The organism is Paraburkholderia sabiae (assembly GCF_030412785.1).
In the GTDB taxonomy this organism is placed as follows: domain Bacteria; phylum Pseudomonadota; class Gammaproteobacteria; order Burkholderiales; family Burkholderiaceae; genus Paraburkholderia; species Paraburkholderia sabiae.
Map to the genome: position 1 here is coordinate 5,139,659 of NZ_CP125295.1, position 22,322 is coordinate 5,161,980.

The following is a 22,322-nucleotide window of genomic DNA, read 5'->3' on the forward strand; positions in this document are numbered from 1 at the left end:
GCGAAACGCCCATCATCTTATTGCCGGTGGTCGCACCTGAGCCGCACATAAAACCGCACGCCCAGTGACTTCGTGATTGTAGCCATTTTTCACGACAAACGCAAACCGCCAACCGGTCGCTGAAGCCCATTTGCGGCCGGTTTTGCCGCAATCAAGGCTCGAAACGCGCCGTTTCGTGCAGTCTGCGAAGGGTTTTTGTCACGCGTGTCGCGAATGCGCACGGCGACCGACAGCGACGAGTGCCGTCGATCACGACAGGCGGCAAGCAGTGCCGCCCGTCGCGTCGCGAAGATCAGCGTCCGCGGGAGCGGTTGCGCTGCGCGCCGCCGCTGCGATTGCCGCCGGCGTTGGGATTGCCGCCTGAGCGGTTGCCGCTGTTCGGACGATTGCCATTCGGCGTGCGATTGCCGCCACCACCGCCAGCAGCACCGCCACCGGCGCGCTTCGCGTTGCCGCCCGCTGCCGCACGGTTGCCCGAAGACGCGCGGTTGCCGTCGACATCGCGACCACCCCGGCCGCCACGGCCTTCGCCGCGATTGCCGTTCGAATTGCCGAAACCGCCGCCCAGGCCGGAGTTCACCGCGCCGAATGCGCCCGGGCCCCTGCCGCCGCCGGCACCACCGCGCCGACCCTGGCCGCCGCCGCGAGGCTGCTGTTGATCGAAACGGCCATGCGACATCAGCACGGGTTCGCGATTGATGAAGCCCATCGACGTCTGCATCGGATCAGGCTGGCGACGCTCCGGCTCACTGCGGCGGCCACCCTTCTCTTCAGTCGGCGCCTTCAGACCCACCGACGCCATCAGGCTGCGCACCTGATTGTCTTCGAGCTCTTCCCAGCGGCCACGCTTCAGGCCGCGCGGCAACGCGATCGGGCCGTGACGCGTGCGGATCAGGCGGCTGACCATCAGACCGACCGCCTCGAACATACGGCGCACTTCGCGGTTGCGCCCTTCGGCGAGCGCGACGTGATACCAGTGGTTCGTGCCTTCGCCGCCGCCATCGCGGATGCGCAGGAAATTCGCCGGACCGTCTTCGAGTTCGACGCCGTGCAGCAGCTTCTGGCGGTTGCCTTCAGCCAGTTCGCCGACCACACGCACCGCATATTCACGCTCGACGCTGTAACGCGGATGCATGAACCGGTTCGCCAGATCGCCCGACGTGGTCAGCATCAGCAGACCTTCCGTATTGAAGTCGAGACGGCCGACGGCAAGCCACTTCGCCGTCTTCATCGGCGGCAGCTTGTCGAACACCGACGGACGGCCTTCCGGATCAGCATGGCTGACGATTTCGCCCGTCGGTTTGTGATACAGCAGAACGCGCGGCGGCTTGCTTGCCAGCTTGCGCTTGATCGGCTTGCCGTTGATGCGCACGAGGTCGGTCGGCAGGATGCGCTGGCCGATGTGTGCCGGCTCGCCGTTCACCGACACGCGGCCGGCGACGATCAGCTCTTCCATATCGCGACGCGAACCCATGCCGGCGTCGGCGAGAACCTTGTGCAGCTTGGGCGCGTCGTCGTCCGGCGACAGCACGCGCTTCGGCGCGGCGGGACGGCCGCGACGCAGCATCGGCGCGCGCACGCCGCCCGTCGCCGAGTTGTCGGCATCGAACGCGGGCGACGTCACGTAGGCGAACAGGTCGTCCTGCCTGTCTTCGGAAGCGGCAACGGGCGCAGCGTCGGCAGCGGCCGGAGCACCACGGCCTTTGCGCTGACCGCCTTGTCGTGCACCTTGCTGTGCACCCTGTTGGGCGCCTTGCTGGCCACCCTGCTTGCCGCCCGCACGGCGGCCGCCCTGGCCTTGCGCCTTCGCGCCCGAGTCCTTGCGCGGCGCGCGCGCCTGCGCGACGACTTCGCCGTCGGGCGGCGCTTCCGTCGCGGCGGGAGCCTGCGTCGCATCGGCCTCGGCCGTCTTCGCTTTCGCACCCGCGCGGCGTCGCGCGATCAGGCTACGCGGACCACGCCGCAGGCCGCGGCGCGGGCGCTCGTCGCCCTCGGCGTCCGGTGCTTGTCCGGTCCGTTCGTTATCGCCCGCCGACGCTTGTGCGTTGCGCGTTTCGTCGGGGCGCGCGGCAGCGACGGCGCGCTCGGATTCGGACGAATCGGTGTCGTGGATGTCTGTCAAAACAACCTCAAAATGTCAGGTCGCGCGCCCGTTGCGGGCGCGTCAAAAAGTACGGTTACGTCAGGCGCTGCGCGACTCGGCTTCGTCGTCGGCGAGTTCGCCTGCGTCCTGAGCGGTGTCGCGGCGATCGTGATGATCGCCGTGCGCCGCTTGACTCTGGTCTGTTTCGGCCGGGTTGGCGTGAGCCGCGTGCCCGGTCTCGTTATGCGATTCGCGCGTGTCGTGGTGTTCGTCTTCGGACTGCGCGTCGGAAGCAGCTTCTTGAGCCGCTTCCGTTTCATGCGTCGCCTCATCGGCGATGCGGTGTTCGGTGTGCGCCAACGCATCTTCGTGCGCAATGCCGGTTTCGGCATTGTCGGGCGCGGACGCTTGCGGCGCAGCGGACGTCCCTTCGGCCTCTGGCGCTGCTGCTTCATCTGCGTGCGATTGCAGTGCCGCCTCTTCGCCCGATGCCTCGCTCTCCAATGCAGCATGAGCCATGCCATCGACGCCAGCCTCCCCCACTTCCGCAACCAGCTCTTCGACGGGAGCCGCATCGACCTCGGAGAACTCGATTGCGTGCTGCGCGAGCAGATCCATGTTCGACTGCGCCGACGGATCGTCGAGCGGCGGCAGATCTTCGAGCGACTTCAGGCCGAGGTCATCGAGGAACGAGCGCGTGGTCGCGTATAGCGCCGGGCGGCCCGGCACGTCGCGATGTCCGATCACTTCGATCCAGCCGCGGTCTTCGAGCTGCTTCACGACCTGCGTATTCACGGTCACGCCGCGAATTTCCTCGATATCGCCGCGCGTGACGGGTTGCCGGTACGCAATGATCGCGAGCGTCTCGAGTACCGCGCGCGAATATTTCGGCGGCTTCTCGGGATGCAAACGATCGAGATACGTGCGCATCGCGGGCTTGCTCTGAAAACGCCAGCCGGACGCCAGCCCGACGAGTTCGACACCGCGTCCGGACCAATCCTGCTTCAGGTCTTCAAGCAACGTGCGGACGGTATCCGCCGATACGCCGTCGGCAAAGAGCTTACGCAAATCACCGATCTTCAACGGCTCCTGCGCGCAGATCAAGGCAGTCTCGAGGACGATCTTCGCCTCTTGGGTATTCATGCAGCTAGGTCAGACCCTGTGGTCAAAGAACCGGATCAAACAGACGATGTGGAACTGAAGACGCGCTCGCCCGATTCTGATCGGTCATATTGATGGGAGCACGCACCGGGGGGAGGCGAAAAAGGCATCGAGCCAAACCCAGCCGGACGACGGAGCAGCGAAATTCCGCGAGGGAACCGCGTGACTGGCTGCCATATTACGCAAAAACAATCGGTGCGTAAAGACGAAAACCAGACTGCACCTTAATCGACATTTCCGGCGATGCATAACGGGTCGGCGCGCCGTGTGTTTCGGGCGCGCCGACGGTTTCGCGCTATCCGCGTGCGACGCCTTGCCGATCGAGCCACGTTCGCAGCCGCTCGACGCCGGCATCGAGCCGCGCCGGATCGCACGCGTAGCACCAGCGCACGAAGCCCTCGCCTTCCGGCCCGAACGCGCTGCCGGGCGCGAGCCCGAGCTGAGCATCGCGCACCAGCGCCTTGCACAGCTCGAGACTCCGCGACGCGCCCGGCAACGAGAAGAACACATACATCGCACCCGGCGGCGCCTTCACGTCGACACCCGGCACCGTCGACAGCACCCGCACCAGATGATCGCGAGATGCCCGCAGATCGCCGACCAGCTCGCGCGTGAACGCGGCGCCCTGCTCGATGGCCGCGATCCCGGCCTGTTGCACGAACGCCGGCGCACAGGACGTGTTGTATTCGACCAGCTTGCCGAGGTCGTCCATCAACGCGGCGGGCGCGACGATCCAGCCGAGCCGCCAGCCTGTCATCAGCCACGCCTTCGAGAACGAATTCACGCAGATCACGCGCTCGTCGCGCGCGGCGAGATCGAGGAACGACGGCGCGCTTTCGCCCGCCTCGCCCGCGTAGTAGAGACGTTCATAGACTTCGTCGGCGACGATCCAGATGCCGTGTCGGCGGCAATGCTCGAGCACGACGCGCTGCTCGTCGCGCGTCATCACCCAGCCGGTCGGGTTGTTCGGCGAGTTGAGCATCAGCAGCTTCGTATCCGGCGTCAGCGCGGCGAGCAGCCGCTCCATGTCGAGCTGCCAGCCGCTCGCCCCATAGACGAGCGATACCGTGTCGACATGCGCGCCGAGGATCTTCGGAATCTCGACGAGATTCGGCCACAGCGGCGTCACGGCGACGACGCGGTCGCCCGCACCGACGACCAGCTGTGCCGCCAGCATCAATGCATTGACACCCGCGCTCGTCACGGCGACGTGTTCGACGGACGTCGGACCGTGCAGATCGCTCACGTAGCGCGCCAGCGTCTCGCGCAGCGGCGCGATACCGAGGTTATGCGTGTAGAAGGTCGCGCCCGATGCCAGCGCGGCGCTCGCGGCATCGCGAATGAAGGCCGGCGTCACGCGATCGGATTCGCCGAACCAGAACGGCAGCACGTCCGGGACGCCGAAGCCGGCGTTGGCCACTTCGCGGATCTGCGAGGGCCGCAGTGCGCGCACGGCGTCGCGGGCATCCGGCTTCTTCATTTGGGCTGTGGCGTCAGGCATCAAAGACTGGGGCAAGTCCGTGTCGCGCATCGAGAATCCCGGCGGGTCTGTCGAAAGATGCGAGTGTAACGTGCCGCCCTTACCGGACGGCGCGAAGCACGCAAACTACGGACGCAATCACAATCAACATGTCAGCGCAGATCCTCGGTGCGCCCCGGAACCTGATGAATCAGATTCCAGACGGCATCGGCGGCCGGCGACAGCGAGCGGTCGCGCCGCCTCACCAGTTCGACCGTCCGCTCCGCGCGCGGCACGAGCGGCCGCGCGACCAGCGACGACCCCGCCGGCAGCGGCAGCGCCAGCCACGGCAGCACGCTCACACCGACGCCTGCCTGCACCAGCCCGAACACCGTTGACGGATGGCCAAGCTCCTGCACGACCTCGGCGCTCACGCCATGTTCTTCCAGCGCTGCGTCGATGATCGGCCGGCTGCCGGACGCCTGATCGAGCATCACGAGGCGCTCGCCGTCCAGTTCGCGCCACGCGATCTCCGCACGCGACGCGAGCGGATGGTCGTCGCGAGAGACGAGGCAGAACGAGTCGGTCATCAGCGGCTCGGTGAAGAGATCGTCAGCGGTCAGCGGACCGATCACGACGCCGAAATCCACCTCGCCCGACTTGACCTTGCGCACGACGTCGCCCTGCACGTCGTCGCGCAGCCCGAGCGTGATGTAGGGAAACTGCCGCCCGCATGTGGCGACGATATCCGGCATCAGCCGGCACGCGATGGTCGGGCTCGCCGCCACCATCACGCGGCCGCGCCGCTGTTCGCCGATTTCGCGGATCTCGCGCAGCGCGTCGTCGAGATCGCCGAGCAGCCGAGACACGCTCGCGACCAGGTTGCCGCCTACGTCCGTCAACTGGACTTCGCGCGTCGTCCGGTCGATCAGCTTCAGGCCGATTTCCGCCTCCAGTTCGCGCACGCAGCGGCTCACAGCCGACTGCGTCAGGCCGATCTCACTGCCCGCGCGGCTGAAGCTCTGCAGCCGCGCAACTTCGATGAAGACGCGCAGTTGGCGCAGCGTCACATTCATCCTTTCCCCTCATGAATAATGTCGTTTGATGCAGATTTTATGCCTTGGAATGCACCTGTGCATTGTTTCGCCAACTTCGCTGCGACGCAGCAAAACGGCGCAAACGCACGCGGGGCGGGCCTGATTGCACAAGATTGGTGATTGTCCCGATTTGCGTGATGCGTTTTTTGGATTCTCATACGGGCCAGGCTAACGCCCGTAACGGCTTGATGCGGCGGGGCTTCGAGGCGGTTAGGTGAAAGATGGCACGCTTCGTGCATTTCCCTTGGCACAAGAGTCGGCGCCGATTCGGACTGGTGAAAAAACGGTTCGACGAAGCACAGGCCGACTCTCCGCCGGCGCCCGATACGGATTCGGGCGCATGAAGAGTGCGCAGCGCGGGGCAGCGCACCGGAGTTAGCTTCGCTGAGGTGAAACATGATGGTGTTCGACGATTTGAGAGACAACGAGTGGGCGCTGGTGGAGGCGTTGTTCTGTGCAGAGCCGGCACGGAGCGAACGCCGTGGTCGACCACGCGTCGAAGCTCGCGCGGTAGTGAACGCCGTGTTGTGGGTTTTGTCGACGGGCGAGGGCTGGTCCAAGCTGCCGGGCCGCTACCCGTCGCCGCCGACGTGCCGTCGTCGTTTCGACGAATGGCAGGCGGACGGCACGCTCGCGGAGATAGTCAAGCGGCTGGGCACGAGCGGCCGTGAGATTTCGCTGCGCGGGCGCATCGGCGCAACGGCGGCCAAACCGCCCGCACCGCCGAGCCGCGACCGTCTGCGTGGCGCGTTCTGGACCAATCCGGAATCGTGGCGCGCGCCCGTCAAGATGGCCTGATGATGCAATCTACGCTACCGGGCGCCTCAGGGCGCCCGGCGCGTTTCTGAGGCTGGCGACGTCCGCCCGATCTCCTGGATGTGAATTCGCGCGCTCCCTTCTCTTGCGGAGCGCGGCGGCGTCTGCCGCTGACTTCCCTCGTCTGCTCATTTTTCCACCCGTTACGGACGCCGATGCATCCGTGACCGGCCCGCGTGAGCACGTCCTAAGCCGCGCCTACCCTTCCCGTCCCCACGCATTCACCCGGCCGGCATACCCGCCGTGACGTGGCGAAACATCCATTTACTTTTATTTACAGCATGCTTTCGCAATGCGGCATACCGTACAAGTATGCAAACAAGCCCGTCCCGGCCGGCTTGTCGGGAACCGATCATGAGGCCAATGTCACTGCATGTTTGCGGCTTGGTCGTTTCATTGCTCGCCGCGACTGCTACCGCGCAACAGCGCCCGCAGGGCTGGAACTGGAGGCCGGAGCAGCCGGCCACGTTGCAGGCGTGGCAGCAAGCTGAAACGCGCAACCAGAGCTTTACGCCGCCCACGCCGCGTGGCGATCTGCGGGGCGATATCGCGAGCAATGTCCGCGCGCGCCCCGACGGTCAGCGCGACGACGCCCCCCAGCGACGGGGGCCGGACGCGCATTGAGTACACCGATTCATGGCTGAGATCGATACCGCGTCGACATGTCGATGAAGATGCGCGATGTCGGGAACCAGCCGGCATGTCGGCAGTCTCACCAATGCCATTAAGCACAGCGTGGCAGAAGTAATTCCGGTATGCCCGTATCCTCGCGATACGGGCTTTTTTTTCGTCTGGACTGCACAATGCCCAGCCCGCTGCCTGAGCGGAATGCCCGCATAAAGAAAATGTAAAAACCCGGGAATTGGCGGCGAAACGCCCTCGACGCGCCTTGGGCGACGCGTTGTCGCGCACACACTGTCCTCGCGTGCGCGCGTCCTGCAAGAGCCGGCGCCTAGAGCGCGGCGGCCCGCTCCCCGGCGTCGACGCCGGAGAAAACGTAGTGACACATGCGGCGCGCGTCCCAGTCGAGGGCACGCTCGTCGCGGGAGAGCCGCGCAAATTCAGCGCGGCCGCGTTCGGTCAGCACCGCGATGTCCACAGGCGCGTGGAAACCCGGCGCGGGCGCGACCGTCCGTTGCCGAACGGTGTCCATCATGCCAAGCGAACGCAGATATTGGAAAACGCCTGGGCGCTTCGCCCATGGCACCTGACGGTATTGCGCCCGTCGTAGCGCCTCAAGTACTGCTTCGTTGGAATAAGCGGTCATCTCACTTCTTTCTTAAAGTGCAGCCATGACTTATTTGTTCGCGACACAATGGCGCGTCTCTCTGACGCGCGCGCGGCGGACGGCGCGCAAATCTCACGTGCTTATCCGCCAATGCTGGCATTGGCCGCCGTTTATTTCGGCCCCCGTGTGAACGCCGTGCTAGCGTTCTGCTTCCTGCTGGCGGCGATGCACCCTTGACGGCGCGATGATCCGCTCGCGGAAATGTCCGAATACCATACGTTACCCCAATAAAATTGATTCTCTTAACTTTATTGCTGCTTTTTTTTGCAGCTTTCATGCTGCTGCGCAACGCCCGCACGCTGATCGGCACGACGACCATCGTGGTTTTCTGGGCGCTCGGCGCAGGCTGGCTCACCCAGCCTCTGCTCGATCTCGCCCAGCGCGGCGCGCCGCCCGGCGGACGGACGGTTGCTCCCGCAACGTACGCGACCCATACGGCGATCGTGATTCTCGGCACAGGCACGGTTCACCGCGGCGGCAAGCTCGTCCCGCCGCGCGACGCGATCGCCCGCATCGCGATGAGCGCCGATCTCTACGCGCGCTGCAAACGGGTCAGTCCCGTGTGTCACGTGATCCTCAGCGGCGGCAACCCGCAGGAGCACGAGGCGACGGAAGCCGACACCTACCTGCCCTACCTGCTGCGCGAAGAAGTGCCGCGCGCGGACGTCATCGTCGAGAACCGCAGCCTGACGACCTACGAAAACGCCCGCAACGTCGCTGCTATTCTGCCCGACGGATATTACGGTTCGTTGATGCTCGTCACATCCGCCTATCAGATGCCGCGGGCGCTGCTCAACTTCCACCGCTTCGGCATGCAGCCGCTGCCGCTCGTGTCGAATACGCGGCACGCGAGACGCGGCGTCTTGCCCCGCCGGGAAAATTTCTTCGATGCGGAAATCGCGCTGCATGAACTGATCGGCATCGCGCAGTTTCACGTCTATCGGCAGATCGGCTGGTTCTGATCGCAAGACGGACGGCGGACGCACTTCGCAAGTTGCTTAGCTCTCCGACGGAATTGACGCCATCACTTCGAACAGGATAGAAAGACAACTGCGCGTCATGCGAAAGCGGGAAAATATGACTTGTCGCGACACGCAGGCCAAAGCGCAGCACAATAGCGATGATGCGCAATGGCTTCTGTGAAGGCGCTTCGTGGCAGCCATGCGCGGATGTAACCAGACGTAACGATCTGTGAATTCTGTTACAGAACAGACTCTGGACTGAACATTGCTGGCTAGAATGCACTGTCGTTCCATTGGACAGGCCATACTCGGGTCCATAACCACTCTCTACGGAGGCAACGATGAAGAAAGTGTCCCTGGCAATCCTGGTTTCCCTCTCGGCACTGACGGGCGCGGCATACGCGCAGCAGGATCAAGGCGTACAGATGAGCACCGATCCGGCCAAGGCCGCCGACGTCGAGCAGCGCGCGCAAGATCTGCAGGCCAAGCAGCAGGCAATGGAAAGCGCACCGCCCGCACCCATGAAGCAGCATCACAAGGGCATGCATCACAAGAAGCCCGCTGCGCCGGCGCAGTAAGCAGACTGCGCGAGCGACGCAGGTCGGTTCGCGCATCGGTCGTATGAGTGAAAAAGCCGAAGCCGTTCACCACGGCCTCGGCTTTTTTTATTTGCGCCGGCAGAAATGAACTACCGGCTACGGACGAACCGCATCTCGCAGGATGCCCATCGACGTTATGCTAAAGTCGCGCACCGACGAATCCACCCCAACCCGTGCGCCCCTTGGTGCGGAGGACAGAATGAGCAACATCCAGCTGGACATCGAATGGACTGAAGCAGCATCCCGCAAGATCGAAAAACTCATGCCGCGCGGCAATCAGGATGCATTCCTTGCGCTGCCGCCCGTCGAATGTCTGCCGATGGAAGGCGACGTGCTGTTTCTCGGACCGACCGGCAAGCAGCAGCCGTTCATCGTCGCCGAGCGCCAGTATCATCACGACGGCGATGCCGACTGGACCATCATCCTGATCCTCGACGTGCCGCAAGCGACGCACTGAGCGCAGTCCACGCTTTGCCCAGGGCCCGGCCAGCTTCGCTGCCGGGCCTTGCTGTTTCTGGATCCGCGATCGCGGCTGCAATGCCTCGTCAAGCGATCTTCGACACGATGCGCAGTTCCGCCGATTCGATCCAGCCAGCCGACGCCTTCTTGTAGGCCTCGATATGCGCGGACTTCGCGTGTGCCGCCAGCGCCTCCTCGCTTTCCCAACGCTCGAAGAAAATGAAGCGGCGCGGCTCGCGCAAGTCGCGATGCAAGTCGTACTGCAACGCGCCGCGCTCCTTGCGCGTCGGCCCGACGATTCCTTCGAGCGCCGCACGCAATTCTTCTTCATGTCCCGGCTTTGCTACCGAGATTGCGACCACCGCGATTTCCGACATTCTGCACTCCAGTTTTCGAAAACCAGCAGCATAGCGCCGCTGCCATAAACGCGCCGCCAAACTTCGCCAACATCAAGCCATAACTGCGCAGACACTTGGGCCGGTCTGTGATTACCCGAACATTCGAATAGCATACGAACTGCTAGACTGATTTCGATGAGCTGAGCTGCATACCGAACTGCACCATTGAGCGGAGTCGCGCGTGAACGGCATCGATCCGATCGCCTTCGGGCCCGACCTCCATTGCGCCGATGTTGGGCATGCCTGCCGCCGGCATGCCGCTGCATCCGGGCGCGCGCCGCACGCTGCATAGGACAATCTGCCGTCATGCCTAACGTCGACGATACGACGCTCACCGGCCTTCTGCAGCACATGGTGCAGGACGAGGCCGGATGGGCTGCGCCGTGGCGAACCATTACGTTGCGCAGCGTTTTCCAGCCGGTCGTCTCCGTGACGCACCAGCGCGTGGTGGGCTATGAAGCGCTGCTGCGCGCATTCGATCCCGTCGGTCATCCGATCTCGCCCGCCGTGCTGTTCTCCGGCACCCGCTCGACGGCCGACGCACGCGCGCTCGACCGCCTCGCGCGCTGCCTGCATGTCGCGAACTTCATGGCGCAAGGCATCGATACAGGATGGCTGTTTCTCAACACGCGTCCGCAGGTCTTCGAAACGGGCTGGCCGCAGCGTCCGTTCATCGACGAACTGTCAGATCATTTCGGACTGCCGCAGGAACGCATCGTGATCGAAGTGCTGGAGCAACCGGCCGATGACGAATCGGCGGTCGCCAGCATGCTCGCCGCATCGCAGCCGCGCGAATTCCTGATCGCCATCGACGACTTCGGCACCGGCTTTTCGAACTTCGACCGCGTGTGGCGCTTCCGGCCGGACATCGTGAAGCTCGACCGTTCGCTGGTCGCGCGCGCGGGCCGCCAGGACAACGACAATTCGCTGATCGGGCATCTGATCAACATGCTCCATCAGTCGGGCACGCTCGTGCTGGCGGAAGGCGTCGAGACGGAAGACGAACTGATGACGCTGATGCAGGCCGACGTCGATTTCATCCAGGGTTACTGGTTCGGTCAGCCGAAGGGCTCGATACAGGCGGCGAGCGCGCGCGTGCCGGAGCTGATCGGGCAGATGTGGCAACGCTTCGACAGCTACGAGCGCTCGCATTCGCGCTATCAGCGCCCTGGGTTCGAGGGTTTCACGGAAGCCGTGCTCGCGGGCGCTTCGCTCTACATGCAGACGGGCGATCTCGAAGAAGCCTCGAAGCCCGTCTTCCTCGTGCCCGACGCGCGCCGCGTGTTCGCGCTGAACGACCGCGGCGAACAGCTGGAGCCGTCGATCACGGCGCGCGGCACGCCGCCTCCCCCTGCCCGCCTCGCGCCGCTCTTTCCCGACACGCGCAACAACTGGTCGCGGCGCGCCTATTTCAAGCACGCGCTCGCCGCGCCGGGCCGCGTCGCGATGATGGGACCGCATTGTTCGCTGATGGACGGCCAGGATTGCTACACGGCAGCCGTGACCGTCGATCGCAACGGTCAGACGCATGTGTTCTGCGTCGATTTCCTGCCTGAAGTGCGCAACGCAAGCCCCGTGTGACGCGCCGCGCTAGTCGTGGACGATGCGCTGCCGCCCCGACTTCACATCGCTGCGCTTCGCCTTGCCTTCGAGCCGCCGTTCTTTCGATGCGCGCGTCGGCCGCGTCGCCACGCGCGCCTTGCGGGTCACGCTGACGCTGTCGATCAGCGCATCGAGCCGCGCGAGCGCCGCCTCGCGGTTCATGTCCTGAGTCCGGTGTTCCTGCGCCTTGATGATGACGATGCCGTCGCGCGTGATCCGATGGTCGCTCATCGCCAGCAGGCGCATCTTGAGCACCTCGGGCAGCGACGACGCACGGATGTCGAAGCGCAGATGAATCGCGCTCGATACCTTGTTGACGTTCTGCCCGCCGGCACCCTGCGCGCGCACGGCCGTCAGTTCGATTTCGTTCGGCGGGATCGGATAGCGTGAAGTCATGTCAAAGAGTCGTGCGAGGAACGGCAAGTGTAACCGGCTATGCCGGATAGCATGAATGGCGGCGCATTTGCCGTTCGCCGCCGATCTCGCCGATACTGACACTTTCAGCCCGAGGGCAACCATCGTGATGAAAATGCGCGGTGCGCAGGTGCTCGAACTCGTCGTCAACCTGGCGTTGCCCTGGGTCGCCTATCGCCTCGCTCTGCCGTACTGGGGCGAAACGGGCGGACTGATTGCGTCCGCCGTGCCGCCCGTCGTATGGAGCCTCGTCGAACTGGTGCGTTTCAGGCGCGCCGACGCGCTCAGCCTGACGGTGCTGCTCGGCATCGTGCTGTCGATCGGCGCGATGGCGCTCGGCGGCGATTCGCGCATGCTGCTGTTTCGCGAGTCGCTGGTGTCGGGCGCGATCGGCATTGCGTTCCTGCTGTCGCTGCTGGTGCGGCGCCCCGCCGTCTTTTATCTGACGCGTGCGTTCGTCGCCCGCGAGATGACCAACGGCGCCGCGCATATCGATATGCTGTGGCGCGAGCGTCCTGCCTTCGCGCGCGGTCTGCGCGTGCTGACGGCCACCTGGGGCCTCGGCCTCACGGGCGAAACCGCGCTGCGCGGCTGGATGGCCTGGCACTGGCCGATCGAACGCGTGCTGGTGGTGTCGCCTTTCGTCGGCTACGGCATTTTCGGCGGATTGATGGTCTGGACGCTCTGGTACCGGCGCACGCTGCGCGATCTCGCGCAATCGCAGACAGAATCCGAAACGGAGCCGCCGCGTGGGACGGCGGCCAACTGACGGCCGCGAACCAGTCATCGCCAATTAGAGCGAGCCCGCTTCCGTCGACTCCATCGCCTCCACGATCCGCGCAGCCAGCCCCGAATCGCGCTGCGTCGGCGTCGCGATGGCGCGCAACAGGACCGTGCGCGCGCCGACCACTTCGACCCGCTCTCTCGCCCGCGTCACCGCCGTATAGACCAGTTCGCGCGACAGCACCCGGCTGAACGTGGACGGCAGCATCAGCACCGCATGATCGAACTCCGAGCCCTGCGACTTGTGGACAGTGAGCGCAAACGCGGTATCGTGCGGCGGCAACGCCGCGGGCGACACTGCGCGCAAGCCGCCGTCCGCGCCGCGAAACCACACTCGCAACGCGCCGTCCGCGCCCGGCAGCGCGATGCCGATATCGCCGTTGAACAGACCCAGCGCATAGTCGTTGCGCGTGACCATGATCGGACGCCCGGCGAACCACTGCGCGCCGATCGCGAGCGGCACGCGCGCGGCACGGCGCACCTGCGCAGCCATCGCCGTGTTCATCTGATCGACGCCGCGTGCGCCGAGACGCGTCGCGCACAAAATGCGGAAGCGATTGAGCGCTTCGAAAAGCGCGGGCGCATGCGACGCCGCATTTGCCGCGTCATCAGCGAGCGCTGTGGCGAGCGCGTCGGCGTACGGCGCAAAGCCCGCCGCAAGCCGGTGGATCGTGCGCTCGGAAGGCGCGGCATCGACGTCTTCGTGAAACGCGGCGGCACACGGCGCGGCGGAATCCGCGGTGGGATTCGCGGTTGCATTGATAACCAGCAAATCGAGGGCTTCCTGCGCCGCGCCGCGCCGGATTGCGAGCGACAGACGGCCGATCGCCGACTCCAGTCCGAAACGGTAATTGCGCTCGAGCCACACGACGCAATCGGCAAGCGGCGCGGATTGCGTCTGCGTCGATGATGGCGGTGTGTCCGCCGGCATGCCGAACAGATCGTCGAAGAACGGCTCGGGATGGTTCGAAGGCTCATCGTTGCCGACGGTCGGCAACGCATCGCGCAACCGGCGTTCGTCGATATCCAGCGCCGCCGCGATCGAACCGATACCGCGCGACGTGAACGAAGGCTGCGCGCTCAGTTCGCCGAACACGGCACCCGCTTCGACGGCGGCGAGCTGATCCTTGTCGCCGAGCATCACGAGATGCGTGTCGCGTGCGAGCGCATCGAACAGATGCGTGGCCATCGCGACGTCGATCATCGACGCCTCGTCGATCACGATCACGTCGTACGGCAACGGGTTGTCGCGATGATGCCGGAAGCGCCCGTTCGGCCCCGTACCCAGCAAGCGATGCAATGTGAACGACGTTTGCGGCAGACGCGCCGCGAGTTCGGGCGGCAACGAACCGGCGCGCGCGAGCAGCGCCTCCTGCATCCGTTGCGCAGCTTTGCCTGTCGGCGCGGCGAGCGCGATCCGCAAATCCGCTCGCGCGTCCAGCAAACACGCGAGCACGCCGACGACCGTCGTCGTCTTACCCGTGCCAGGCCCGCCGCTGACGATCGTAAGCCGTCCCGACAACGCCATCACGGCCGCCACGCGCTGCCAGTCGATCTGTTCGTCCTGCGGCTTCCCGAAGTAACGCAGCAGCCTGTCGCGCAAACCGTCCGGCGACATGTCCACCGACACGGCATCGTCATGCGCACCGCGCGCGTGATCGACAAGCGACTGCGCGAGCCGCCGCTCGTAATCGTAGTAACGCGCCAGATAAAGCCGCCCCTGTCCATCGACGACAAGCGGACGCAGCGCGTGTGCCGGCTGCATGCCGTCGCTTGCCACGCCGCTTACGAGCAACGCGCGGCGCACATGCGCGACTTCGCTCTCGTATCGTTGCGCGAGTTCGTCGAGCGGCACGCACACGTGTCCTTCGGAGGTTGCACGGCTTGCCGCGAACGCGGCGCGCGCGGCCCAGCGCACGGCATCGTCCGACGCACCGCCACGCCGCGCAAGCGCGCTCACGCGCCGTGCAAAACCTTCGGCAAGCGCGGTGCTGAAATCCTCGGGCGCGGGAACGTTGACCTCGACGTCGGGTAACGGCTGATCGAACGTGCTCATCGCGTGTCTCCATCCATCAATGCATCGAGCGCGAAGACGAGCGCAGGGTCGGGTTGTCGCGCGTGCACGCCGGCGGCGTGGCTGTCGTCGCGCCAGTCGGGACGCACGCCACGCACGAACAGATACAGATAGCCGCCGATGTGCGTCTCATACGCATAGCCCGGAAGCCTCAGGCGCAGATAACGATGCAGAGCGACGATATAGAGCAGCGCCTGCAGGTGATAGGCGTGGCTCGCCATCGCATCGTCGAGCGGCGCAGCGGAATAGTCGTCGCGCGTATCGCCGAGATGATTCGACTTCCAGTCGACCACCCAGAAACGTCCCTGATGCTCGACGATCATGTCGATGAAGCCTTTAACGAAGCCGCGCAGCGCGTTCGACTCCAGCGCGACATCGGGATAGCCATACTCGGCGAGCAGCGCGCGCAACGCAGGAAAGTCCAGCGATGCCGCCGAAAACAGAAACTCCAGTTCGTTGAGCCGTCGCTTCGGATCGAGCGCCGCGAGCGTCATGCCGGGCACGAGTTCCGTGCTCACGACATCGCCGAGCAGACGCTGCATCATCGCGGGCAGACGTTGCGCGAGTTCGGGCTCGGCGGGCGCCGGCCTTTCGCGCAGCGCCTGATGGATCGCTTCGGGCCATTTGCTGCGATCGGAAAAGTCGGCGAGCTCGAACATGCGGTGCAGACACTCGCCCGCCGCCGGGCCTCGCGGAAACGCGAGGATATCGTCGGCCGCGAGTTCGACGGGCGCGGCGATCATGTCGAACACAGGCGCGTTCGGTCCCGACGATACATCGGCCAGTTCGTCGTGATCGGGACGCGCTTCTTCATTGACCGCCTGTGCCGCCGCTGCTTCGTCGGCCCGCGAGCCCGCCGCGATCAGCGAACTGAAGCTGGCCATGCGCCACGCGTCGCGCAGCGAACGCCGGTTTGCGCGCGCGCGCAAACGGGCACCGCTGTCGGCCACGCCTTCGAGCGGTTCGCGGCGCGCGACGGCGGGCAAATCGGCGATAGCCATTGGACCGCCTTCGAGCGCGCGCCAGTGCTGATAGATCGCGGCTTCATCGAGCGGCTTGGCAAGCCACTCGTCGAAGTCGCGCTCACTGCCCGCGACCAGCCAGTTGAGCACGCTGCGCGCCGACTCCTTCGTCGATCGCGCCGACAGATACGTGCCCGCCACCACATAACAGCGATACACCGCGCGCGTCAGCGCGACATAGATCAGCCGCGCGCGCTCGGCGGCCTGTTCGCGTGTGGCCTGCCGGCCGGCAAGATCCGCCTGCTCTTCGTCGCAGCCGTAGTGCAGCACGGCCGCACCGTCGTCGTCGTGATATTCGCGCGCATCGGGCAGCCCCGACGACGGCGGCTCGCGCATATTGCCGTCGTTGAGAAACGGACAGAACACGACGGCATACTCGAGTCCCTTCGACTTGTGAACCGTGACGATCTGAACGAGATTGCGGTCCGATTCGAGACGCAGTTGCGCCTCTTCGCCGCCTCCCGCGCCTTCGCGTTGCGCCGCGAGCCAGCGCAGCGTCGGCGCGATGCCCGGCTGCGTCGCGGCGCGCGCCTGCACGAGTTCGGCGAGATGATTGACATTGGTGAGCCGCCGCTCGCCCTCGGCGCCCGAGACGATCCGCTGCGCGACACGCAACTCGCGCATCAGCGTGCGCCACATCACTGCAAAACCGCGCTCGTGCCACAGCATCCGGTAACGCGAAAAACGCTCGACCCAACTCATCGCATCGACGGATGGCGCGGCATTGCCCGTCGTGACGATCGCTTCGTCGATGTGTTCGAGCTGCCACAGCGACGCCGCGTCGAGACCGAACCAGTCGGTTGCGAGCGCGGCGCGCAGACGGCGCAGGTCGCCGGGTGTATCGACGGCGGCCAGCACGCGCTCGATCTGCTCGGCATCGAGCGATTCGAACACCGACGCCTGCGCAAGCTCGACGCTGCCCACGCCCCACGCGGACAGCACACGCTTGATCAGACTGCCCTGCTTGTGCGTCTGCACGAGCACAGCAATGTTGCCGGGCGCGAGCGGCTTGTCGCCGATCATGACGCTGCCCTCGCGTGCACCACGCAACAGACGCACGATCTCCGCCGCGCACGCTTCGCTGGCTGCGCGCTGTGCATCCCGTTTGGTCAGCGCCGCGTCGCCTTTCGGCAGCATCCACGCGCGGAAATCGCCGCCGCCCTCGCTGTCTTTATCGACGAGCGGCGGACGTTGCCGCTCGCCCGCCCGCACCGGCTGATAGTCGAGTCCTTCAAGCACGAATGCACGAGGATTCGCTTCGAAAAAACGGTTGCAGGCTTCGACGACAGGCGCCGTCGAACGCTGATTGACGGCGAGCGTATAGCGCGCCGACGCCTGCGCGCGCGCCGCCAGATACGTATGCAGATCGGCCGCGCGAAAACTGTAGATGGCCTGCTTCGGATCGCCGACAAGAAAGAGCGGCCCTTGCGGCGCGAAGATGCGGTTGAAGATCGCGAACTGTAGCGGGTCGGTATCCTGGAACTCGTCGATCAGTGCAGCGGGATAGCGCTTGCGCAATGCATCCGCGAGCCAAACGTGAGTGGCGAGCGCGCGATGCAGGTTCGACAGCAGATCGTCGAACGACACGACGCGGCGCGTGCGCTTTCTCGCTGCCAGTTCGTACGGTGCATGGTCGAGCCACCTCTGCACGAGGCCGAGCCAACGCGCACGCTGCGCAACTTCGGCGGCAAGCGAGGCCGCTGCAATCTCGTCGGCGACGATGAAAAACGCGTGCGCGGGCGGTTCGAAATTCTTCTTCGTGCCCTTCGTCAATGCCGCTGCCGTGAGCTTCAACGCAGCTTTCGGCGGTGGCGCATGACAGTCTTCCTGCGCGAAATAATCGCTCCACGCATCGATCGCGGCACTGATGAATTCCGGCTTGTGCGAGGTCTTGCTCAGCCGTTCCTGCGCCGCTTCGAGCAGACGCACGATGTTGTCGCGCTCGGCACGCCACATTTCGCATGCCGCATCGAAGCGCGCCTGAATCTCGCCCGGCGAGGCGCCTTCGAGTTCACCGACGTCACCCCAGCGCAACTGCGCGAGCGGCTTCTTCAAGCGTCGCGCAAGCTGTTCATCGAGCGATGCCGGACTGGCCCGTTTCTCGACCAGCCACGCCGCGAACGACGAATGCTGTGCGGCGACGGCTTCGACCTGCTCGCGCCAGAAATCGGCGGCGAGTTCGAAGCGCAACGCGGCATCGTCCGCTTCCATCTCGAACGCGAACGGCATCGCGGCCGCAAATGGCGCTTCCTGTAGCGCGCGCTGACAGAACGCGTGGATCGTGTGGATCGCTGCCTGATCGAAGGTGCGCAACGCGCGGCGCACGATCTTCGCAGCCGCTTCGAGATCGACGCCGCGTTCCTCCGAAAGCGTCGTTTCGAATAGCCGGATGATGAACGGATCACCGCCGTCGTCGCCCGTTTCGATCGCGCGCTGCACTTCGGCGAGACGTCCGCGAATACGCTCGTGCAGTTCGGCCGTCGCGGCTTTCGTAAAGGTCACCACAAGAATCTGATCGGCGCTCAGATTCTTCTCCAGCAAGAGCCGCACATAGAGCGCGCAAATGTTCCAGGTCTTACCCGTCCCCGCCGATGCCTCGATCTGGTTGACGCCATCGAGCTCGCACGCGAACACGTCGAGTTCCTGCACGGCGAGCGCATGCATCCACGTTGCGCCGCTCATGATGCGCTCCTCAGATGCGCGACGAGCGGCTTGAAGACGAGCGTCGCCAATGTGCCGAACGGTTCGTCGAGCGTCATCGGCGCGCCACGATACGCGATGCGCAGCGCCGAGTCGTCGGACTCGCCGCGCACGCGGTCGCTGATCCACGCGCCTTGTGCTGCGGAATCGCTGTCGCTGATCTTCGTCCACGCGCTCTTCGGGAAAAAGCGCAACGGCAACGCGCGCCCGGCGCGGAACAGCGCGGCAAGCGGTGCGAGTTGATCCAACGGACGCTCGACGGGCGTGAGTTCGAACGATTCGCTGCTCGCGTGCCATACGGTGCGGCGCGGACCGTCCGGCAGTGCCGCGCAGTAGACGAGGTGCGACAGCCACGCGGACAGATAGTCGCGCGCGGTCGGTTTGGCGTAACGGAACACGACCTGCCCCGTCGGCGTCAGCAGATTGAGCGTGCCCTGCAATTGCATCGGACCTTCCGATCGTTCGCGCAACGTTTTGTCATAGCGGCCGAAGAACTCGATGTCGTACGTATCTGGCCAGCGCGCGTCGATGTCGAGCGTGAACGGCAAGCGCGTGACGCCCGACGCCACTTCACGCCGCACGCGATCCGCGAGCCCGCGCAACGCCGACAGCTCGCGCGTGCGCCATACCGCGCCCGTCGCACCGCCCGGCAACTCAGGGCTCGCTTCGGCGACACGGCGCACGCGCTCAAATGCTTCGCTGTCGAAGTCCGTGTCGAGCAGCGCGGGCAACAGGCGTTCGGCCAGTGCATCGCGGCCCGCGTAATCGAGTTCGAACGGCTCCATGTCGAGCAGTTCGCCTTGCGCGTCGGACAGCACGATACCGAGACGGTCGCGCAGCAACGCGCGCGCGGGATGCCGCCAGAAGCGCTGGAAGTCGTCGAAGGCAACGGGTTCGTTCGGCTCCGCGGGCAATGGCGCGTCGAAGAACGGGGCAACCGGCGCGTCCCCCGGCTCGGCGAGCAGCGCGGCCAATTCCGCGCGGTCAGCGTCGTAGCTGAACAGTCCGCTCTTCGCGTTGAAGTAGTCGGACGCGAAAGGCTGCAGAGGATGCTCGACGATGAAGGCATGCCGCGCCACGTCGAGGTCGGCGGGCGACGCGTCTTCTGCCGACGACACGCGCGCCAGATGATCGAGCAGTTCGTCGACGAGCGCGGCAGGCGGCAGCGGCGCGTTGTCGCGAATGCTGCGCCCCGTGTATGCGATCAGCAGACGGTCCTGCGCGGCCAGCAGCAGATCGAGAAACAGATTGCGCTCGTCGTCGCGGCGCTGGCGATCGCCTGCCTTGCCGAAGCCTGCCATCAGATCGAACTCGTCGGCACGCGCGAGGCTCGGCAGCACGCCGTCGTCCATGCCGAGCATGCAGACCACCCTGAACGGCAAGCCGCGCAGGCTGGTCAGCGACGAAAACGTGACGCTGCCCCACGGCACGCCGCCGCGCGCGGGATCGTCGAGTGCTTCGGAGAGCGCCGTGCGCACCACGGCCGCGGGCAGCGGCTCGTCGCCCACGCCCGCGCGCATCGCTTCGCTCATTGCGTCGACGGCATCGCGCACGGTCGACAGACTGTCCGCGAAATCGACGCCGCCGTCGAAACAGCGGCCCAGCACTTCGAGCAACAGCTGCGTCCACTCGGCGGGCGTCATGTCGTCCGCGCAACGACGCGCGAACGCATCGACGTCGTCGACGAAGCTCGCAAGCCGGCCGAGCAGTTCGGCATCCGATCCGTCCGCGCCCTCGATGGGCAGCCATGCATCGACGGGCGCGCCGCCTTCGGGCATCGCGTAGCCGAGAAAGAGACGGGTGAGCGCGTCGGCGAACGTGTGGCGCGCAACGGGAACCGCGCTGTCGTCAGTCGGCACGGGCGCGAGACCGCGCCGCGCGCCCGCTGCCGCGAGCCATTCCTGCACGTCTTCGAGCGCGGCCGCGTCGATGCCGTAGCGCGCGGCGATCGAATCCACGCGCAGCCACTCGATCAGTTCCGGCGCGCCGACATTGCGCTCCGGCAACGCGAGCCAGTCGAGCAGCACGCGCGCCACCGGGTTCGCCTGCGAAGGCGGCAAGCCGGTGATCCGATACGGAATGCGGCGCGTGTCGCCGATGGGCGACGTGCCGAACACGGCGTCGATCAGCGGACCGGCCGCGCCGAGATCGGGCAGCGTGACGAGCACGTCGGAAGGCTGCAGGTCGTCGAATTCGTCGAACCAGCCGAGCAGGCGATCGTGCAGCACTTCGAGCTGGCGCGCGAGGCTATGGCACACGTGCACTTCGATGCCGCGCTCGTCGGGCTGTGTGTCGAGATCACGCTCGTCGCGCAGATCGAGCATGGCGTTCTGCACGGCGGCAAGCCAGGTCGGAGCAGCATTCTCAGCGAAGTACGACGCCTCACCCGATGCCGCGCTTTCCGTCAGCTCGTGCAGCATGTGCAACTGCGCCTGCGTCTGCCGGCCCCATTCGGCGAGCAGCGGATGACCGACTTCCTGATAGTCGCGCTGACCTTTCGCATCGAGCGCTTCGACGTGCCCTTCGCTGACGATATCGAACCAGAATTCGCGGCACGGATTCATCGCGTACACGCGCACGTCGATCCAGCGCGACAGTTCGCGCAGCAGCGCGATATGCAGCGGCGGCATGGTCGGCAGCGCGAACACGCTGACCGCCTCGGGCCATTCGGCGCGCGCGATCGTGTCGAGATCGAACGAACGCACTTCGTCGAGAAAGCGATACGCAGGCGGCGTGGCCGAGTGCGCCGACTGCGCACCGCCCGCGACTTCGCCAAGCAGCGTGCGCCACAGCGCGCTTTGCCAGCGCTCGTCTTCACGTTCCGAAGCGCTCGCGCCCGTCAGACGCGGGCCGGTGTCGTCGGCGCCGCTCGCGAAGATCGAACCGCCCCTCTGCCATTGCAGCAGCCATTCGGGCCGATAGGTCAGATAGTGGTCGAGCACCGTCGCGACACGGCGCGCCAGTTCGTAGCGCATGGGCGCGTCGGCGGCATCGAGGTAGCTGCGCAGACGCGGCGACGCGTTCCACGGCTGCGCCTCGTCGGCGTCGCCGAGCAGGCGGTAGCAGCGCCACACGAGCCGGTCCGGCGCGAACGGCGAGCGCTGCGGCACGTCTTCCATGACCTCGCCGATCTGCGTCCACAGCCATTGCGCGAGATAGCCGAAGTGGATATTCGCGCACACGCCCTGACGCGCCGCGATATCGAGTTCGAGACGCCGCCGCACGGCCGCGCTCGGCACGATCACAGGTTGCGCCGTCCACGGACTGGAAGGCGTTTCGCCGAGTCCGTCGAGCAGCGCGCCGACGAGCACGTCGTATCGGTTCGAATAGAAAAGCTGGAGCATAAAGCGGCAGGAACGGCGTCGCACGAGCCGTGCAGGAAAAACGATGCGACAGCATAGCAAA

The 22,322-nt window shown here is 65.6% G+C and carries 16 protein-coding genes and 1 pseudogene; 7 read left to right on the forward strand and 10 right to left on the reverse strand.

Annotated features, from left to right (window positions below; translation table 11 throughout):
* Positions 1-292 precede the first annotated feature (292 nt).
* From rluB to QEN71_RS23130, 4 genes are all read right to left on the reverse strand, one after another.
* Positions 293-2,122, reverse strand: coding sequence for a 23S rRNA pseudouridine(2605) synthase RluB (gene rluB / locus QEN71_RS23115; protein ID WP_201657355.1), 1,830 nt, complete (start codon positions 2,120-2,122; stop codon positions 293-295).
* Between the two features lie 60 nt (positions 2,123-2,182).
* Positions 2,183-3,226 (reverse strand): SMC-Scp complex subunit ScpB, encoded by a 1,044-nt coding sequence (gene scpB / locus QEN71_RS23120; RefSeq protein ID WP_201657358.1) that lies wholly within the window; start codon positions 3,224-3,226, stop codon positions 2,183-2,185.
* A gap of 313 nt (positions 3,227-3,539) precedes the next feature.
* The gene (locus QEN71_RS23125; RefSeq protein ID WP_201657360.1) at positions 3,540-4,775 is read right to left on the reverse strand and encodes a pyridoxal phosphate-dependent aminotransferase; all 1,236 of its coding nucleotides are present in this window, start codon (positions 4,773-4,775) and stop codon (positions 3,540-3,542) included.
* A gap of 101 nt (positions 4,776-4,876) precedes the next feature.
* Positions 4,877-5,779, reverse strand: a complete 903-nt coding sequence (locus QEN71_RS23130) for a LysR family transcriptional regulator (RefSeq protein WP_201657363.1) — start codon at positions 5,777-5,779, stop codon at positions 4,877-4,879.
* A gap of 420 nt (positions 5,780-6,199) precedes the next feature.
* On the opposite strand from QEN71_RS23130, the pseudogene QEN71_RS23135 reads away from it, so the two are divergent.
* Positions 6,200-6,595 (forward strand): annotated as a pseudogene (locus QEN71_RS23135) (transposase); the annotation flags it as partial.
* Between the two features lie 375 nt (positions 6,596-6,970).
* Positions 6,971-7,240, forward strand: coding sequence for a hypothetical protein (locus tag QEN71_RS23140; RefSeq protein WP_201657366.1), 270 nt, complete (start codon positions 6,971-6,973; stop codon positions 7,238-7,240).
* A 328-nt stretch (positions 7,241-7,568) separates the two neighbouring features.
* Here the strand turns inward: QEN71_RS23140 and QEN71_RS23145 are convergent, their stop codons facing one another.
* Positions 7,569-7,883, reverse strand: coding sequence for a hypothetical protein (locus QEN71_RS23145; RefSeq protein WP_201657367.1), 315 nt, complete (start codon positions 7,881-7,883; stop codon positions 7,569-7,571).
* 296 nt (positions 7,884-8,179) lie between these two features.
* On the opposite strand from QEN71_RS23145, the gene QEN71_RS23150 reads away from it, so the two are divergent.
* The 3 genes from QEN71_RS23150 to QEN71_RS23160 all read left to right on the forward strand — a co-directional run bounded on the left by QEN71_RS23150 (position 8,180) and on the right by QEN71_RS23160 (position 9,922).
* Complete coding sequence (locus QEN71_RS23150; RefSeq protein WP_201657370.1) at positions 8,180-8,866, forward strand: YdcF family protein; 687 nt, start codon at positions 8,180-8,182, stop codon at positions 8,864-8,866.
* A 341-nt stretch (positions 8,867-9,207) separates the two neighbouring features.
* The gene (locus QEN71_RS23155) at positions 9,208-9,444 is read left to right on the forward strand and encodes a hypothetical protein (RefSeq protein WP_201657373.1); all 237 of its coding nucleotides are present in this window, start codon (positions 9,208-9,210) and stop codon (positions 9,442-9,444) included.
* A 220-nt stretch (positions 9,445-9,664) separates the two neighbouring features.
* Positions 9,665-9,922, forward strand: a complete 258-nt coding sequence (locus QEN71_RS23160; RefSeq protein WP_201657377.1) for a DNA-binding protein — start codon at positions 9,665-9,667, stop codon at positions 9,920-9,922.
* Positions 9,923-10,010: 88 nt separating this feature from the next.
* On the opposite strand, the gene QEN71_RS23165 is transcribed toward QEN71_RS23160, so the two are convergent.
* A complete protein-coding gene (locus QEN71_RS23165; RefSeq protein ID WP_201657380.1) occupies positions 10,011-10,301 on the reverse strand; it encodes a putative quinol monooxygenase in 291 nt (96 codons plus the stop codon).
* A gap of 327 nt (positions 10,302-10,628) precedes the next feature.
* Between QEN71_RS23165 and QEN71_RS23170 the strand changes: the two genes are divergently transcribed.
* Entirely contained in the window at positions 10,629-11,903 is a 1,275-nt protein-coding gene (locus QEN71_RS23170) for an EAL domain-containing protein (protein ID WP_201657382.1), read from the forward strand.
* Positions 11,904-11,912: 9 nt separating this feature from the next.
* Here the strand turns inward: QEN71_RS23170 and arfB are convergent, their stop codons facing one another.
* Positions 11,913-12,320, reverse strand: coding sequence for an alternative ribosome rescue aminoacyl-tRNA hydrolase ArfB (gene arfB, locus QEN71_RS23175; RefSeq protein ID WP_201657385.1), 408 nt, complete (start codon positions 12,318-12,320; stop codon positions 11,913-11,915).
* Positions 12,321-12,447: 127 nt separating this feature from the next.
* On the opposite strand from arfB, the gene QEN71_RS23180 reads away from it, so the two are divergent.
* On the forward strand, positions 12,448-13,107 hold the full coding sequence (locus QEN71_RS23180) for a VC0807 family protein (RefSeq protein WP_201657516.1): 660 nt from the start codon (positions 12,448-12,450) through the stop codon (positions 13,105-13,107).
* Between the two features lie 24 nt (positions 13,108-13,131).
* Here QEN71_RS23180 and recD read toward each other — a convergent pair whose 3' ends face one another.
* The 3 genes from recD to recC are packed head-to-tail and all read right to left on the reverse strand — an operon-like array spanning position 13,132 to position 22,261.
* A complete protein-coding gene (recD, locus tag QEN71_RS23185) occupies positions 13,132-15,177 on the reverse strand; it encodes an exodeoxyribonuclease V subunit alpha (protein WP_201657388.1) in 2,046 nt (681 codons plus the stop codon).
* Entirely contained in the window at positions 15,174-18,899 is a 3,726-nt protein-coding gene (recB, locus tag QEN71_RS23190; RefSeq protein ID WP_201657391.1) for an exodeoxyribonuclease V subunit beta, read from the reverse strand. The genes recD and recB overlap by 4 nt, the downstream gene beginning before the upstream one ends.
* Positions 18,896-22,261 carry an exodeoxyribonuclease V subunit gamma gene (gene recC, locus QEN71_RS23195; protein WP_201657394.1) on the reverse strand — a complete coding sequence of 1,122 codons (3,366 nt, stop codon included), beginning with the start codon at positions 22,259-22,261 and terminating at the stop codon, positions 18,896-18,898. Before recC ends, recB begins: the two co-directional genes overlap by 4 nt.
* Positions 22,262-22,322: the final 61 nt, after the last annotated feature.

Excerpts from the sequence above, each read along its gene's own strand:
- recD (WP_201657388.1), bottom strand. The coding sequence starts at position 15,177 with ATGAGCACGTTCGATCAGCCGTTACCCGACGTCGAGGTCAACGTTCCC.
- QEN71_RS23160 (WP_201657377.1), top strand. The coding sequence starts at position 9,665 with ATGAGCAACATCCAGCTGGACATCGAATGGACTGAAGCAGCATCCCGC.
- QEN71_RS23180 (WP_201657516.1), top strand. The coding sequence starts at position 12,448 with ATGAAAATGCGCGGTGCGCAGGTGCTCGAACTCGTCGTCAACCTGGCG.
- scpB (WP_201657358.1), bottom strand. The coding sequence starts at position 3,226 with ATGAATACCCAAGAGGCGAAGATCGTCCTCGAGACTGCCTTGATCTGC.
- recC (WP_201657394.1), bottom strand. The coding sequence starts at position 22,261 with ATGCTCCAGCTTTTCTATTCGAACCGATACGACGTGCTCGTCGGCGCG.
- QEN71_RS23145 (WP_201657367.1), bottom strand. The coding sequence starts at position 7,883 with ATGACCGCTTATTCCAACGAAGCAGTACTTGAGGCGCTACGACGGGCG.
- QEN71_RS23155 (WP_201657373.1), top strand. The coding sequence starts at position 9,208 with ATGAAGAAAGTGTCCCTGGCAATCCTGGTTTCCCTCTCGGCACTGACG.
- QEN71_RS23150 (WP_201657370.1), top strand. The coding sequence starts at position 8,180 with ATGCTGCTGCGCAACGCCCGCACGCTGATCGGCACGACGACCATCGTG.
- recB (WP_201657391.1), bottom strand. The coding sequence starts at position 18,899 with ATGAGCGGCGCAACGTGGATGCATGCGCTCGCCGTGCAGGAACTCGAC.
- QEN71_RS23165 (WP_201657380.1), bottom strand. The coding sequence starts at position 10,301 with ATGTCGGAAATCGCGGTGGTCGCAATCTCGGTAGCAAAGCCGGGACAT.
- QEN71_RS23125 (WP_201657360.1), bottom strand. The coding sequence starts at position 4,775 with ATGCGCGACACGGACTTGCCCCAGTCTTTGATGCCTGACGCCACAGCC.
- arfB (WP_201657385.1), bottom strand. The coding sequence starts at position 12,320 with ATGACTTCACGCTATCCGATCCCGCCGAACGAAATCGAACTGACGGCC.
- QEN71_RS23170 (WP_201657382.1), top strand. The coding sequence starts at position 10,629 with ATGCCTAACGTCGACGATACGACGCTCACCGGCCTTCTGCAGCACATG.
- QEN71_RS23140 (WP_201657366.1), top strand. The coding sequence starts at position 6,971 with ATGAGGCCAATGTCACTGCATGTTTGCGGCTTGGTCGTTTCATTGCTC.
- QEN71_RS23130 (WP_201657363.1), bottom strand. The coding sequence starts at position 5,779 with ATGAATGTGACGCTGCGCCAACTGCGCGTCTTCATCGAAGTTGCGCGG.